Origin of the sequence: Emticicia aquatica (genome assembly GCF_923079645.1) — a bacterium.
Classification (GTDB): domain Bacteria; phylum Bacteroidota; class Bacteroidia; order Cytophagales; family Spirosomataceae; genus Emticicia; species Emticicia aquatica.
The window spans coordinates 791207-805490 of the sequence record NZ_CAKLPY010000002.1 but is presented as its reverse complement, the minus strand read 5'-3'; the positions used below and the strand labels follow the sequence as shown (position 1 = coordinate 805490).

Genomic DNA, 14284 nt, shown 5'->3' with positions numbered 1-14284 from the left:
TTGTATTCATCACCAGTTGTGATGTGCAAACAGAAAACATCATATTGGCTGATGCTCAACAGCCCGAAATTTTTGCCAAATATGTGTCTATTGGTGGCTCTTTGGTGGCGGGATATACGAATGGAGGTTTATATCGTGACGGTCAAGAAGCATCTTATCCAAACTTAATTGCTAAACAAGCGGGAGTTTCATTCGAGCAAGCACTCTTTCCGATTGGACAAGAAAATGGCACTGGTTTTTTGATAACTTCGGCGGGAAATAGCTCAACTCAATTTGACAAAGTTGTTGATAAAACAGGAATAATTAGTACTACTCCTTTACTTTTTTCAAAATATTCGGGCAATTTAGGAAATTATGGGATTGTAAATTTACGGATGTCGGATGTCAATAAAACAGGATTAGGGAATGTCAAAATACAAGGATTTAATCCATATTTTGAACGGATTTTACCAACTGGGAAAGAAGATTTATCTTACATTGAATTAGTAAAAGCGAGTAATTTTACGTTTTTTACTGCTAGTATTGGTGATTATGATATGCTAACTTTTGCAGCTTCGGGTGGTCGAAATTCTATGACAGAAACGTCCGTTTTTGCTTTAAATTGTCAAAAACTTTTCGATGCTTTGGTAGTTAATAAAGCCCAAGGAATTGTAACGAATTTGCCAAATATACTCGATTTACCTTATTTTAATTATTATTCATTTGATGAAATAGCCAAGAAAATAGGTGTTTTAGGCATTTACATCACAACTGGAAATGGTATTATTCGATTGGCAACATCAGAAGATAAGATTCTCTTAGATGCTATTTCGAATGTTGGAAAAAGTAATGGTTTAGGTCAAAAAAAAGGTCATTTGGCATCATACCCGCTTTCAAATGAAGAAGTACTCGATAAAGATGAAATAAATGCTGTGGCTGCTCGACTAAACGATTTTAACGGTGTTTTGAATTTTGAAGCAAATAAAAGATCAATTCCTGTTTTCGATTTGAATAATTTGTACAAACAAGTAAAAAACAAATCTTTTATAGTTAATGGAATTAAGTTCGACAATTCATTAATGACTGGTAGCTTTTTTAGTTTAGATGGAATACATCCAACGCCAAGAGGGTCGGCGGTAATTGCCAATGAAATAATTAAGGTAATCAATGATAATTATAAAAATTCGATAAAAGTGGCCATTCCTACGCTTGATGTTAGTAGATTTGAGGGTTTAAAAATTAAATAGTCTTGGATAATCTAATTTATTATTAGACTCCGAAGCGTATAAAGTAATGAAAATATCAATTGTAACGGCTGCGTATAATGCTGCGGCAACCATCAAAGAAACAATCGAAAGTGTTCTTTCTCAAGATTATCCAGATATTGAATATGTGATTGCTGATGGTGGTTCAAAAGATGGAACAGTCGAGATTTTGAAATCTTATGGGGATAAAATTAAGTGGATTTCTGAAAAAGATGGTGGAATTTATGAAGCCATGAGTAAAGGAGTAAAAATGGCAACTGGAGAAGCAATTGGCGTGATGGGAGCAGATGATTTTTATCCTGATAATCAAGTGATTAGTAAGGTTGTAAAAGCATTTGAAGAGTCAGAAGCTGATTCAGTTTATGGTGATTTATACTATGTTGATGCGGAAGATACTAATAAAATTGTAAGAAATTGGAAGTCTGGTGAATACAAACGTGAACGTTTTTTGAACGGCTGGATGCCGCCACACACAACGTTTTTCCTGAAAAAATCAGCTTATGACACTTATGGCTTGTATGATACGTCGTACCGCAGTGCAGGCGATTATGAATTGATGCTCAGAATGTTGTATAAATACAAAGTTTCTTCGCATTATATACCAGCCGTTTTAATGAAAATGCGAACAGGAGGAACAGGCAATGCTTCACTCAAAAATCGAATCAGAGCGAATAAAGAAGACCGTCGAGCTTGGGAAATGAATGGGCTGAAACCACGCTGGTACACGCTGTACGCAAAGCCACTATCAAAGGTTTTGCAGTGGTTTGTTTGAAGCTAACTTATGGATATTATTCTCTGAGTTTTTCCTCGAAAATCAAAAGAATCTCCATTGACTTTCCCCATTATAACCTGTCCAATAGGTGATTGTGGGGAAATTGCCATGATTTTTTTTGAATCAAAATCAATTACTCCAGCTCCGATAGAAACAAAGAATATACCCATTGAAGTTTCGACTAAAGCTCCAAAAGCAACCTTTGAAAAAATAGCTTCAGGGTCAATTTTATCAAGTGATAATCTTTCTTGGCGAGCTTGTTCATACATTCGGCCGTTCATTTCGCGGTCAAGTTGCCCCATTGCTCTTGCGGTTTCGTATTTATCTCCAGCCGAACTTTTTCCTTCTTCATTTGCCGAATTTTTGGCTGCTTCCATTGCATCCCAAGAAGTTTTCATTCGGTTTTCAATAAACTCTTTTATGGTTTCTAAAAGCTGTGATTTCATGTGTTTTAATAAGGGGAAATTAAATATTTGAATAAAAAAATTGGATATAAAAGTTCTAATTTATTTATCCAAAATTGCGTTTATACCTCCTGTTAAGTTTAATAAATTGTCAAAACCATATTTTTCCTGTAAAATTTTAATCGCTTTTAAGCTCCGAATTCCGCTTTGGCAATGGACAACTACTGTTTTATCTCGACTAATTTTTGGTAAATGTTTTTCAATTTCAGAAAGTGGCATTAATTCACCTCCCAAATTTTTTACAGCATATTCTTGCGGTTCTCGAACATCAATCAGTTGATAATTAGCGTGTGTTTTTAGCAATTCAAAACTAATTTCTATGTTGCTTTTTAATCCACAAAATGCCTCATAATCAATTAGATGTGTGATTTTTGGCGTGTCAGGCATTTTGGGGATTTTTATGATTCTACTTTGCATCGAAAGCGTATCTAGAACCAATAATTTCCCTGCTAATGGTTCACCAATATCAGTGATTATTTTTATTGCTTCGAGGGCTTGCATTGAGCCAATGATACCTGGAAGAACACCTAAAACACCCGCTTCTGCACAATTTGGAGCTTGCTCTGGTGGCGGTGGACTCGGAAATAAATCTCTGTAAGTAGTTGAATTTTTATAGTTAAAAACAGCAACTTGCCCTTCAAAACGATGAATCGCACCATAAACAAAGGGTTTATTGAGCAAAACACAAGCATCATTAACCAAATATCGAGTTGGGAAATTATCCGTTCCGTCAATCACAATATCATAATCTTTAATGATTTCTAAAGCATTTTCTGCACAGAAATGAGAAGGATATTGATTAATTTTAACTAAGGGATTGAGTTCATTGAGGCGTTTAGCTGTTTCCGAAATTTTTCCATAACCAACTGATAGTGAGCTAAATAAGATTTGACGTTGGAGATTACTAATATCAACTTTGTCGTTTTCAACAATACCTAGTGTACCAATACCTGCGGCAGTAAGATATAATAAAATAGGGCTGCCAAGACCACCGCAACCAATTACTAAAACCTTAGCGTTTTTGAGTTTTTCTTGCCCTTGCAAACCAAACTCAGGCATCAACATTTGGCGGTTATATCTTCGGTATTCGTCGGTCGTAAGCATATTTTATTTTCAATTTTAAAACTAACTATTATATTTCATCATAACGATGACACCTTCACAGCAAGTTTTTTCTTCCTCACATAACAAAAATGGGCATTTTAAAGCTTCATGAGTATTTTAAGCTTAATAATTTTCTAAATATTACGCAGTTTTTTTTCAGAAATACTAATTTTTAGACTAAAAGTACGTTTATTTGTTATTTATAAAAAGTTTATCCAAAATAAGTATATCTGACGAAATGAAAAAAACAATTATTGCTTTCGCTGCTAGCATTTTCCTTACACAATTTTCTTATGCACAAGGCACAAAAACACCAGTTGCAAAGCCAAAAGCCCCAGCTTCAAAACCGGTTGTAGCAAATAAAGTTGCAGTATCAACTCCATCTGTTTCGGTTGATGGCATGAAAAATGGAGTAGATTCTATTAGTTATGCTATTGGTATGAATATAGCTGGAAATTTAAAACAACAAAACCTGAAAGTTAATTCAGAAATGATGGCAAAAGCTATTGACCAAGTTTTAAATGGACAACCAACTTGGATGGAAGCAAATGCTGCAAATGTTTATATTCAAAGCTATTTTCAGAATGAATCAATGAAAAAAGGAGCGGCTAATCTAAAAGTTGGAGAGAAGTTTTTAGCCGAAAATAAAACTAAAGCAGGCGTTGTTACGTTGCCAAGTGGGTTGCAGTATCAAATAATGAAAGAAGCAAGTGGTGCAAAACCAGCCTCTTCTGATAAAGTGAGAGTACATTATCATGGAACGCTAATCGACGGTTCTGTTTTTGATAGTTCAGTTGAACGTGGACAGCCAGCCGAATTTGGTGTAACACAAGTTATTCAAGGTTGGGTTGAAGCACTTCAATTAATGCCAGTTGGTTCAAAATGGAAATTATTTATTCCTGCAAATTTAGCTTATGGTCCACAAGGCCCGCCAAGTATTGGACCAAATCAAGTTTTGATTTTTGAAGTAGAATTACTTGATATTGTAAAATAAATTATGAATAATATTCCCCATTAAGGGTTTAAGCGACCGACGCTCGGGTGGTTATGATACAAATTATGAAAAAAATCATCGTTCTCTTTACTTTAACTGGACTTTTTGGCTGCTTTGAAAATAAAGCCCAAAACCAAAGTTCGTCGTCGCCAACGTATGGCTATAACGACTTGAAACCGACTCGTACACAAGAACAAGTAGAGCAGTTTGCTACGCAGTTTTTGAGTTATCATCATTACCAAAAGTTTAAATTGGACGATGATTTTTCTTCAAAAGTTTGGGATAATTTTTTGAAAGATGTTGATGGTGGACACTCTTATTTTATAGAAAGCGACATTAAATCATTTGAAAAATATCGTGATGGAATCGACGAAGATCTGCTTGAAGGAGACTTAACAGCTCCGTTTGAAGTATATAATCTTTATCGCAAACGCTACAAAGAACGCCATGATTATATCATGTCATTGTTAGATAAACCTTTTGATTTTAGTATTGATGAAACCTATGAAACAGACCGTGAAAAGACTGATTGGGCAAAATCAACCGATGAATTGGATGATGTTTGGCGTAAAATAGTTAAAAGCCAAGTATTGGATTTGAAATTGAGTGGTAGCAAAGACAGTGCAACGGTAGCGACTTTAAAAGACCGATACAAGCGTTGGGAAGGACGAATTGCGAAATGGAGAGCAGATGATGTTTTTCAGTCATTTATGAATGCTTTCTCGGAAACAATCGACCCACATACGAACTACATGATTCCAAGTACTGCGGCTCAATTTAACATTGAAATGAGCCAATCAGTTGAAGGAATTGGTGCTTCATTGAGAAATGAAGGAGACTATGTGATGATTGCTGAAATTATTCCAGGCGGACCTTTATTTAAAGATGGGAAAACCACTAAAAATGATAGGATTGTGGCGGTTGCTCAAGGAGATAATGGAGCTTGGCAAGACATTGTTGGTTGGTTAACTGATGATGCCGTAAAATTAATTAGGGGTACAAAAGGCACAGTTGTACGAATTAGATTATTACCAGGTGATGCACCTGCAGGTTCGCCAACCAAAGAATTACGTTTGGTTCGAGAAAAAGTAAAACTTGAAGAAGCAGTTGCCAAAGGAGAAGTCGTGCCGATGAAAAAAGATGGCAAAGATTACAAACTTGGCGTAATTGATATTCCGATGTTTTACCGTGATTTTGAAGATGCCCGTAAAGGAGGAGATTTTCAAAGTACAACAAAAGATGTAAAACGCTTCTTAACCGAATTTAAGTCTAAAGGTGTTGATGGTGTAGTGATTGACTTACGCAACAATGGTGGCGGTTCGTTGACTGAAGCAATCAACTTGACAGGTTTGTTTATTACAAAAGGCCCAGTTGTACAACGCCGTGACAACAATGGCGGCATTGATGTTGAAAGCGATACAGATGCTGAATTAGTTTATAATGGCCCATTAGTAATATTACAAAATCGTTTCAGTGCATCGGCATCGGAGATTTTTGCGGGAGCTATTCAAGATTATAAAAGAGGAGTTATTGTTGGAGAACAATCTTTCGGGAAAGGAACAGTTCAGCAATTAGTTGATTTAGACCAATTTTTGCTAGCTCCACGTACCGCATCAACCGATAAAAAGACATCTGTTGGCTTCGACCAAAAAGAAAGATACGGACAACTGAAATTAACAACTGAAAAGTTTTATCGCATCACAGGTAATAGTACGCAACGCAAAGGTGTAGCAGCTGATGTTCAATTACCAACGCCATTTGACCCAGAAGAAATGGGCGAAAGTTCGCAACCAAGTGCTTTGCCTTATGACCAAATAAAAACGTCTGATTACGAAAAAACTACGGCAATTTCTGATAAAGTTTTATTGAAAATTCAGGAAAAATATCAAGCTCGATTGAAGTCAGATGCTGATTTGAAACAATTGACCGATGATTTGGCTGAATACCGAAAAATCAAAGATATTACCATCATTTCACTCAATGAAGCCAAACGTAAACAAGAGCGTGACGAAAACGAAAAACGTAGAAAGGCCGTCAATAAATTGAGTTCTGGCGAGAAAGATGCGAAGGAAAAAGACTTAATATTAACAGAATCAGAACGTATTTTATGTGATTTAATTTCAGCACAAAAATAGTAGATATTACACAAAATACATCTCTATCAAAACCCTATTTGAACATATCAAGTAGGGTTTTCTTTTTTTTTGTAACTAAACTGTTTTGTTTTTATCGGTATTTTATAACTTTGTATATAACCTGTGATGAAAATCGATGACAACTGATACTTATACACAACCTTCGATGTTCGATTTGTGGCGTCAGAATCATTATTTATATAAAGATAAATATACTACGCACCAAACGTCGTACATCGAAAATTTGTTGCCCGAAATTGCCGTTCAATTGAATGTCTATGAAGTTTTAGACATTCTTCAACGCCGATTCGGGAATGACATCTTGCAACGAGCCATTGACCCAAATCGTGGTATCGAAAGCCCCGTTGGGCATTTTAATAACAGTGAATGGTTAAAAAAATCAAATATGGTTGGCATAAATGTGCGAACCATCGGTAATTTTTTTAATGTAATAAAATACGCTCTAACCATTCCAAAATCACAAGATTCTATTCACTTACTTCCAATTTGGGAGCCAGGTGTAGTGGGAAGCCTCTACGGAATGACTAGTTTTAATATCAATCCAGAGTTTTTTAGCCATGAATTAGTTGCGGCTATTCCCACTTTGAACACAATTGAAAAACAACTAAAATTCGTCGTTAATATCCTGCATGTAATGGGTAAAAGTGTGGGAATGGACGTAATTCCGCATACAGACCGATTTTCTGAGATGGTCATTGCGTATCCACGCTTTTTTGAATGGGTAAGAAGAGTTGGTGGACGAATAACGAGCAATTCGGAGTCAATTTACCGTGAAGTTGAAGAAATTATTTGGCACTATTTAGGACGCAATGGCACAGCCAATGGCACACCTATTTCATATTCAAAAAATACGCTTTTTTCGCCCGATATACCCATTTTGAGTGATGCTCAAAGATTAGAAATTATATTTGGGCATAAAGATGATTTTCAAGGAAGGCTTCGTCGTCGAGTGGAATTGATGCACGAAATGATTTATCAAGGCTATGAAACGTTGCCAATGACTATGGCTCCACCATATCGAGGCTTGCATATCAATGCCGATGAATTTGTGATTGATGAAAATGGAAATCGTTGGTACACTTACGAATTTGACGAACCTCAAGCCATGTCGCGTGTTTTTGGTCCATTGGCTCGCTACAAATTTTTTCATTCAAAAGATGATAATTCAAATTGGGAATTAGATTTTGAAAACCCTAATAAGTATGCTTGGGCGTATTTTTGTGAGAAAGTGTATGATTGCCAAAAAACATATAATTTAGATTTCATGAGGGGCGATATGGCTCATGTTCAGCCACGTCCAACGGGCGTGCCGAAACAGCCAGATGAATTCTATGACCCTTTGATGGCTGTAAAAAGATATGTTCAGAAACATGGAGTTAAGCATTTTGGTTTTTTTGCGGAAACATTTTTAGTTGAACCTGACTTTATGGGTTATGGTGATGAATTCGACCATTTAGAGGCGATTGATGCTGATTCAACGCTTGGAGATTTACAATCGTCGGTGGTTGGGTCAACTGATTTTATGGAGAGATTTACAAAGTATTTGAAACTCTTACAAAGTCGAAATTTTGCTCCAAATTTCACCGTAATGACTGCCGATAAAGATGACCCACGATTTGATGAGTTTTATCGAACGGCTAATCATTTTCGTTTTTTTGTATCTTTATTTTTGACAGATATGCCAAGTTATGTAGGTTTGGGCTTTGAAACCCGTAACTTACATCTAGAAAGAGGCAAAAATGAAGAATATACTAAATTATATGTTTTTTCGATTAGAGATGACAACGAACGTGATAAAGTAACGCATGGTCCATTTATTTGGGGAAAAAATCATCATCAATTTTATGTTTTTCAACATTTACATACCTTGGCTGAAAACATTTGGGATGAAATAAAAGGACGAAAAGTAAGATGGTTATTAGAACCCAATGAACATCAAAAATTAATGATTTGGACATTGCAAGATAATCCAAAATACATTTTTGTGGCTAATATTGATGCAAGAAATGGAATTGATGAAAATCTTTTGCGTGAAAAAACCTTCAATCATCCGCTACACTTAATGTATAGCACAGGCCCGTACAGCCAACAGCACGAATGTAGGGTTTATTGCTTGGCTGAATAATTAACTTATCAATTTTAAATCAAATAATCTGCACAGATTTGTTAGAATTTGTGCAGATTCAATAATCAAAAAAATGGATTTCGGAAAACTGCAAGATATTTCAAATGTAGATTTTACATTACCTCCCGATAATCCGCTGACTACAAAAACCTTAGATTTTTCTCCAAAAGTTTCAAAACCAGCCTTATATTTTGGTCCGCCTATTTGGGCGAATAAAGATTGGATAGGTAAAATTTATCCAACTAACATTAAAGAAAAAGATTTTCTGCCCTATTTTACGCAGCAATTCAATACAATTGAACTGAATGTAACGCATTATCAAATTCCAACACCTGAAACGATTCAACGTTGGAAAGATGCGGCTGTTGATGGTTTTAAATTTTGCCCGAAATTTCCGCAGGTCATTAGCCATGACCGCCAATTGCTCGGTTGTGAGTTTCTTACCAATCAATTTTGCCAAGCAGTTTTAGGCTTAGAAGACCATCTTGGTATGACTTTCCTGCAACTTTCTCCAATGTTTGAGCCAAAAAAACTAAAAATATTGGAAAATTATTTAAAATCATTACCACCAAATTTTCCAGTTTCAGTCGAATTTCGTCACCCAGATTGGTTCAAAGATGAAAAAGTTTGGACAAAAACTTGCGAGATGTTGGTTGAAATGAAGGTTGGAACTGTCATTTCGGATGTTTCGGGCAGGCGTGATGTTGTTCATTCAACACTAACAACACCTAATCTTACGCTACGATTTGTCGGAAATGAATTGCATACAACAGATTATTTCCGCATTAACGATTGGTGTAATCGCTTGGTTAAATGGCTGGATGAGGGCTTAGAAAGTGCATATATTTTTGTTCATTGTGGCGAAAATATGTTCGCACCAGAACTAACAAAATATTGGATAAATCGATTGAATTCAATGACAAATTTGGCTATAAAAGAACCAAAAATAATCCAACAAGTAGTGCAAGGAAGTCTCTTCTGAAAAAAATGTTGCATTATATTGTGCAAGTCTATAAATTGCACGAAATTCGTATAATCTATCCACTAAACAACAAAGATTTTTTTTCCTGACAAATTTAGCGAACAAAATAAGCCCGACGCTTTGTCGGGTTTTATTTTTTTAACAAAAAGTCATTTTATCGAAAATAATCATCAAGCAATAAATACAAAAAAAAAATGCAAGCAATTTTAGTTTATTGTGGAGCAAATCCAGGAACAAAACCAATCTATAAAGAAACTGCTGAAAAACTTGGAAAAACCCTAGCAGATAATAATATTCGCCTCATTTATGGTGGTGGAAGCCTAGGTTTAATGGGCATAATTGCAGATGCAGTTTTGGCAAATAACGGTGAGGTTACAGGCATTATTCCGCATTTTTTAGACCGAATGGAGGTTGGACATAAAAACCTTACAGAAATTTATAAAGTTGAAACCATGCACGAGCGAAAAGCTCTCATGGAAAAACTTTGTGACGGAATTATCACGCTTCCAGGCGGTTACGGAAGTATGGATGAACTTTTTGAGATTTTATCTTGGTCTCAATTGGGATTGCACCAAAAACCGGTCGGGTTACTCAATGTAAATGGATTTTATGACCACTTATTGAAACAACTGGACGTGATGGTTGAGGATGGTTTTTTGAAATCTCAAAACCGAGAATTAGTGATTGTATCGGATAATATTGAAGATTTGATGGAAAAAATGTCAAATTTCAAGGCAACATATCACGAAAAATGGTTAAATCGAGAACAAATTTAATAGATAAACACTTCTCCCCATCGAGTGGTATAGGATTTTTATTTCAACCTATACCATTCGATTCCTTTCAAAGCGGCTCTTCTATGCACGATTGCTGAAGCTGGATAGTTTTTGGCCAAATAATCCAAAATTACTGGTTCGGCTTCGCCCAAATTCCATAATTTTTGTTTTTGTTGCATCCATCTTATTTTTTCGAGCCAACCCGCTCGGTCGGTATGAAATTGCGTGATGAGTTTGCTCGAATGACAACCTGTACAATGAGCCGTTACAACATCAAGCCCTTTATCAACAACTAAACCGGTTGCTTTGTCGATATGAATAGTAGAATCGGTAACTGCTATTTTTTCATTGCTTTTTAGACTAGAATGCTCTTCTTTCAGGCTTGCACTAATCATTAACAAACTACTGATTATGAGCAACGATATTTTGTGTAAATGTTTCATAGTTAGGTATTATCCGATTTTTATTGCAATTCGATGACAAGAATTATTAAGGTAACCACCTGGATTCCAAGCTGGTATCACCATTGGTTGAGTAGTGCCATTTGCATCGGTTGCTCTTGCCCAAACTTCATAATAACCTTTTTTCGGAAAACTTATTTTTGTACTCCAATGTTGCCAAGCCAAACGATTTTTGGGTTTTCTTAAATCACATTTTTGCCAAGTTGCTCCAAAATCAATTGAAACCATCATTTCTTTTACTTCAAAATCGCCTGCCCAAGCGTGTCCACGTAAATCGAGCGTATGATTTTCTTCAATTATTGCTCCTGATTTTGGGAATGTAATTACTGATTTTACAGGCATTGATTCAATAATTTTCAAATCACTGTCATCAACTTTTCCACCAGCTTCAATGGGAAATTCTGGGACACGGTAACTATGTCCGCTCATTTTTTCACCGTCATGTATTTTATTTCTGATAGAAATTTTACTTAACCATTTCCCAGAAACTGATGCTGGCCAACCACCCACAACTAATCTTAGTGGAAATCCGTGCATTATTGGAATATCTTTTCCATTCATTGCCCAAGCCAATAGTGTTTCATCTTCGAGTGCTTTTTTCATCGGAACGCCTCTCGAAATCGGTGATTTTGTGGCATCTCCGCTTAAATGAATGTCTTTTCCATAATAGCCAATGTATACAGCATCGTCTTTAATACCGACACTTTCAAGTACATCTCGAAGTCTTACACCTGTCCATTCGGCACAACTTACGGCTCCGTCTTGCCATTGATTCCCTGAAGTTTGTGGACTGAAACCATAGCGGCCATTTCCAGCACATTCGAGCGTAAGTTGATATGTATATGTTTTAAATTTTGTTTTTAAATCTTCTAATGAAAACGTTTTAATCGTCTTTGCTGATTCGCCATCAATTACTAATTTCCATTTTGAAACATCAATGGTTTCGGGTAAATTACCATTGTTACGAACAAACATTTTATCGGCAGGTGTAATTTCGTCGTCCAATAAATGTGGAGGTGTTTCAACATTCCAAGGACGGTCGTTGAGCAACATCAAATCTTTGTGTTTTCCTTCGGGCAAGTCAATAAATGCACTTTCGCCTAAAAGTTGCGTGTTTTTAGGTAGATTTTTGGCGAAAACCACCTCACTTCCAAGAATCGAAGTAATTCCTAATAACGTTTTTTGAATAAAAGAACGACGATTATTAATAGATTTCATTAAAGTATTAGTGTTGAAAATGTGTCACAAAATACAAAGATACAATACAAACAATCAACCATAACCCAACTGCTTGAAAAAGAACTTTTCTACCAACTTTCCTGATATTTTCTATTGAAATTCCAGTGCCGATTAAATACAAACTTACGACCATCATTTGCTTAGAAATATGATAAAATAGCTGATAAAAGCTTTTATAAATTGGCAAAAAACTAAAAAAACAAGAAGCCAAAACAAAACCGATGATAAAAGATGGAATCTTGAAAGATTCTCGACTTTCTGAAATACCAAACACTAAAATTAACGAAAGAGGAATAATCCAAATAATTCGAAGCATTTTGGTGATAGATGCAATGCTGAGAGCAATATCTCCATATTTTGCTGCTGCACCTACAACCGAGCTTGTATCGTGAATGGCTATGGCGACCCAAGTACCAAATTGCTCTTGTGAAAGTCCTAACCAATGGCCAATACTAGGGAAAACAAATAAGGCAACGGCATTGAGCAGAAATACAACTCCCGTTGAAACAGATAATTGATTAGCGTCGGCTTTAATAACTGAGCCAACAGCCGCAATAGCACTACCGCCACAAATGGCCGTTCCTGCCGAAATGAGCAAAGTAATGGTTTTGTCGAGTTTCAAGAGTTTCCCGAGTAAAAAACCTAAAGTTAAAACGCCAAGTACAAAAAAGGCAGTTGTTCCGATATTTTCTTGGCCAGCTTTTGCTAAAACCTGAATATTTATGCCAAAACCTAGTCCAATTACAGAGGTTTTGAGTAAATATCCGCCCCAAAGATTCGTTTTTTCTTGGTTCTGGTTTCCAACGATTAATGCAAAAGTTAGACCGATCATTAAAGCCCAAGTTGCGTTAATAAACGAAAAACAGCAGACAATTGCCAAGGCTAATAAAATGATTGTTTGTTTTTTCATGTACCAAATGTACTAGCACAATGGCGTTGTAAACAAATCGTGTTTTTTTATTGTCAATTACTTATTGTTATAATGTCGATTTGTAAATTGTATAAATGCTGATGCAATATTTTCTTGCTGACCATGTAGTGTTACGAACGAAAATGTACGTAACATCTTGAGGTTTTCAATATTAATAATTTTGAGTTCGCCGTATTTTAATTCCTTTTTTATTGCTCTAATTGACACGAATGATAAGGCATTTGAATATTCTAAAAATGATTTAATACTTTCTGTGCTACCCAAGTGCATAACGATAGAAAGATTGGATAGTTTTATGCCGTTTTCTTTCAACGAACTTTGGATAACTTCGAGCGTTCCCGAACCTCGCTCACGTAGCACGAGTGGAATAGTAGTTAAGTCGCTTAGTTGGATGGTGTTTTTGTTGGAAAATCTACTTTTAGCATGGACAACAGCTACGAGTTCATCTTGAACAAAATCTGTGTATTTTAAGCTAGAATTGTGTTTTTTTCCTTCAACAATACCTAAATCAATACTTTTTGAAAGTACCGCATTTTCAATAATTTCGCTGTTTCCGTTGAGAAGTGTCAGCTTAATTTGAGGGAATTTTTCGTAAAAAGAAGCTAGAATTGGCGAAATTAAGTATTGACTAACGGTTGTGCTTGCCCCTAATCGAAACTGTCCTTGAAACTGATTTTTCATCGCACCTAATTCAAAAAGAGCTTCTTGGTAGAGTTGAAAAATCTCGGTAGCATATTTGAAAAGGACTTCACCAGATGCCGTCAAATTGATGCAATTTCCTTTCCGCTCAAAGAGCCTGCAACCCAATGATTCTTCCAAAAGTTTGATATGTTTTGTGATGGCAGGTTGCGAAATATACAATTCTGCAGCTGCTTTTGTAAAGCTTTGATTCTTGCTTACGGAATAAAAAACCTTTAATCTAAAATCGTCCATTGGTATATTTTCCCTAAATATATTATAACTTTTTGGAATAGTTGAAATGCGAAATAATTATTCTTGAATGAGATTTTGTATTGGTCATAATTGAGAATAAATC

Annotated in this window: 13 protein-coding genes; 7 read left to right on the top strand and 6 right to left on the bottom strand. The window is 35.7% G+C overall.

All coding sequences use genetic code 11. The annotated features are described in order from the left end of the window. The first annotated feature begins 23 nt into the window (after window positions 1–23). Window positions 24–1226: an SGNH/GDSL hydrolase family protein gene (locus MJQ71_RS13070; protein WP_238807069.1), complete on the top strand. Its 1203-nt coding sequence runs from the start codon at window positions 24–26 to the stop codon at window positions 1224–1226. 46 nt (window positions 1227–1272) lie between these two features. Next, window positions 1273–2016, top strand: coding sequence for a glycosyltransferase family 2 protein (locus MJQ71_RS13065; protein WP_238807068.1), 744 nt, complete (start codon window positions 1273–1275; stop codon window positions 2014–2016). A gap of 2 nt (window positions 2017–2018) precedes the next feature. On the opposite strand, the gene MJQ71_RS13060 is transcribed toward MJQ71_RS13065, so the two are convergent. Then, window positions 2019–2462 carry a GreA/GreB family elongation factor gene (locus MJQ71_RS13060; RefSeq protein ID WP_238807067.1) on the bottom strand — a complete coding sequence of 148 codons (444 nt, stop codon included), beginning with the start codon at window positions 2460–2462 and terminating at the stop codon, window positions 2019–2021. Between the two features lie 60 nt (window positions 2463–2522). Continuing rightward, the gene (gene moeB, locus MJQ71_RS13055; RefSeq protein WP_238807066.1) at window positions 2523–3584 is read right to left on the bottom strand and encodes a molybdopterin-synthase adenylyltransferase MoeB; all 1062 of its coding nucleotides are present in this window, start codon (window positions 3582–3584) and stop codon (window positions 2523–2525) included. A 238-nt stretch (window positions 3585–3822) separates the two neighbouring features. Between moeB and bamJ the strand changes: the two genes are divergently transcribed. From bamJ to MJQ71_RS13030, 5 genes are all read left to right on the top strand, one after another. Beyond that, window positions 3823–4578, top strand: a complete 756-nt coding sequence (gene bamJ / locus MJQ71_RS13050; RefSeq protein ID WP_290370181.1) for a BamJ family beta-barrel-assembly machinery protein — start codon at window positions 3823–3825, stop codon at window positions 4576–4578. Window positions 4579–4643: 65 nt separating this feature from the next. Further along, window positions 4644–6713 carry a carboxy terminal-processing peptidase gene (locus MJQ71_RS13045; RefSeq protein WP_238807065.1) on the top strand — a complete coding sequence of 690 codons (2070 nt, stop codon included), beginning with the start codon at window positions 4644–4646 and terminating at the stop codon, window positions 6711–6713. Window positions 6714–6849: 136 nt separating this feature from the next. Next, window positions 6850–8859 carry a hypothetical protein gene (locus MJQ71_RS13040; protein ID WP_238807064.1) on the top strand — a complete coding sequence of 670 codons (2010 nt, stop codon included), beginning with the start codon at window positions 6850–6852 and terminating at the stop codon, window positions 8857–8859. Window positions 8860–8932: 73 nt separating this feature from the next. Next, window positions 8933–9841, top strand: coding sequence for a DUF72 domain-containing protein (locus MJQ71_RS13035; protein ID WP_238807063.1), 909 nt, complete (start codon window positions 8933–8935; stop codon window positions 9839–9841). A gap of 194 nt (window positions 9842–10035) precedes the next feature. Further along, window positions 10036–10617 (top strand): LOG family protein, encoded by a 582-nt coding sequence (locus MJQ71_RS13030; protein ID WP_238807062.1) that lies wholly within the window; start codon window positions 10036–10038, stop codon window positions 10615–10617. Between the two features lie 38 nt (window positions 10618–10655). Here MJQ71_RS13030 and MJQ71_RS13025 read toward each other — a convergent pair whose 3' ends face one another. Genes MJQ71_RS13025 through MJQ71_RS13010 form a run of 4 tightly spaced genes read right to left on the bottom strand, consistent with a single transcriptional unit; the run spans window position 10656 to window position 14181 of the window. Beyond that, complete coding sequence (locus MJQ71_RS13025; RefSeq protein ID WP_238807061.1) at window positions 10656–11060, bottom strand: hypothetical protein; 405 nt, start codon at window positions 11058–11060, stop codon at window positions 10656–10658. Between the two features lie 9 nt (window positions 11061–11069). Next, window positions 11070–12296, bottom strand: a complete 1227-nt coding sequence (locus MJQ71_RS13020) for a sulfite oxidase (protein WP_238807060.1) — start codon at window positions 12294–12296, stop codon at window positions 11070–11072. Window positions 12297–12303: 7 nt separating this feature from the next. Continuing rightward, window positions 12304–13227, bottom strand: coding sequence for a YeiH family protein (locus MJQ71_RS13015; RefSeq protein ID WP_238807059.1), 924 nt, complete (start codon window positions 13225–13227; stop codon window positions 12304–12306). 57 nt (window positions 13228–13284) lie between these two features. Next, window positions 13285–14181 (bottom strand): LysR substrate-binding domain-containing protein, encoded by an 897-nt coding sequence (locus MJQ71_RS13010; RefSeq protein WP_238807058.1) that lies wholly within the window; start codon window positions 14179–14181, stop codon window positions 13285–13287. Window positions 14182–14284: the final 103 nt, after the last annotated feature.

Excerpts from the sequence above, each read along its gene's own strand:
- MJQ71_RS13065 (WP_238807068.1), top strand. The coding sequence starts at position 1,273 with ATGAAAATATCAATTGTAACGGCTGCGTATAATGCTGCGGCAACCATC.
- MJQ71_RS13060 (WP_238807067.1), bottom strand. The coding sequence starts at position 2,462 with ATGAAATCACAGCTTTTAGAAACCATAAAAGAGTTTATTGAAAACCGA.
- moeB (WP_238807066.1), bottom strand. The coding sequence starts at position 3,584 with ATGCTTACGACCGACGAATACCGAAGATATAACCGCCAAATGTTGATG.
- bamJ (WP_290370181.1), top strand. The coding sequence starts at position 3,823 with ATGAAAAAAACAATTATTGCTTTCGCTGCTAGCATTTTCCTTACACAA.
- MJQ71_RS13045 (WP_238807065.1), top strand. The coding sequence starts at position 4,644 with ATGAAAAAAATCATCGTTCTCTTTACTTTAACTGGACTTTTTGGCTGC.
- MJQ71_RS13040 (WP_238807064.1), top strand. The coding sequence starts at position 6,850 with ATGACAACTGATACTTATACACAACCTTCGATGTTCGATTTGTGGCGT.
- MJQ71_RS13035 (WP_238807063.1), top strand. The coding sequence starts at position 8,933 with ATGGATTTCGGAAAACTGCAAGATATTTCAAATGTAGATTTTACATTA.
- MJQ71_RS13030 (WP_238807062.1), top strand. The coding sequence starts at position 10,036 with ATGCAAGCAATTTTAGTTTATTGTGGAGCAAATCCAGGAACAAAACCA.
- MJQ71_RS13025 (WP_238807061.1), bottom strand. The coding sequence starts at position 11,060 with ATGAAACATTTACACAAAATATCGTTGCTCATAATCAGTAGTTTGTTA.
- MJQ71_RS13020 (WP_238807060.1), bottom strand. The coding sequence starts at position 12,296 with ATGAAATCTATTAATAATCGTCGTTCTTTTATTCAAAAAACGTTATTA.
- MJQ71_RS13015 (WP_238807059.1), bottom strand. The coding sequence starts at position 13,227 with ATGAAAAAACAAACAATCATTTTATTAGCCTTGGCAATTGTCTGCTGT.
- MJQ71_RS13010 (WP_238807058.1), bottom strand. The coding sequence starts at position 14,181 with ATGGACGATTTTAGATTAAAGGTTTTTTATTCCGTAAGCAAGAATCAA.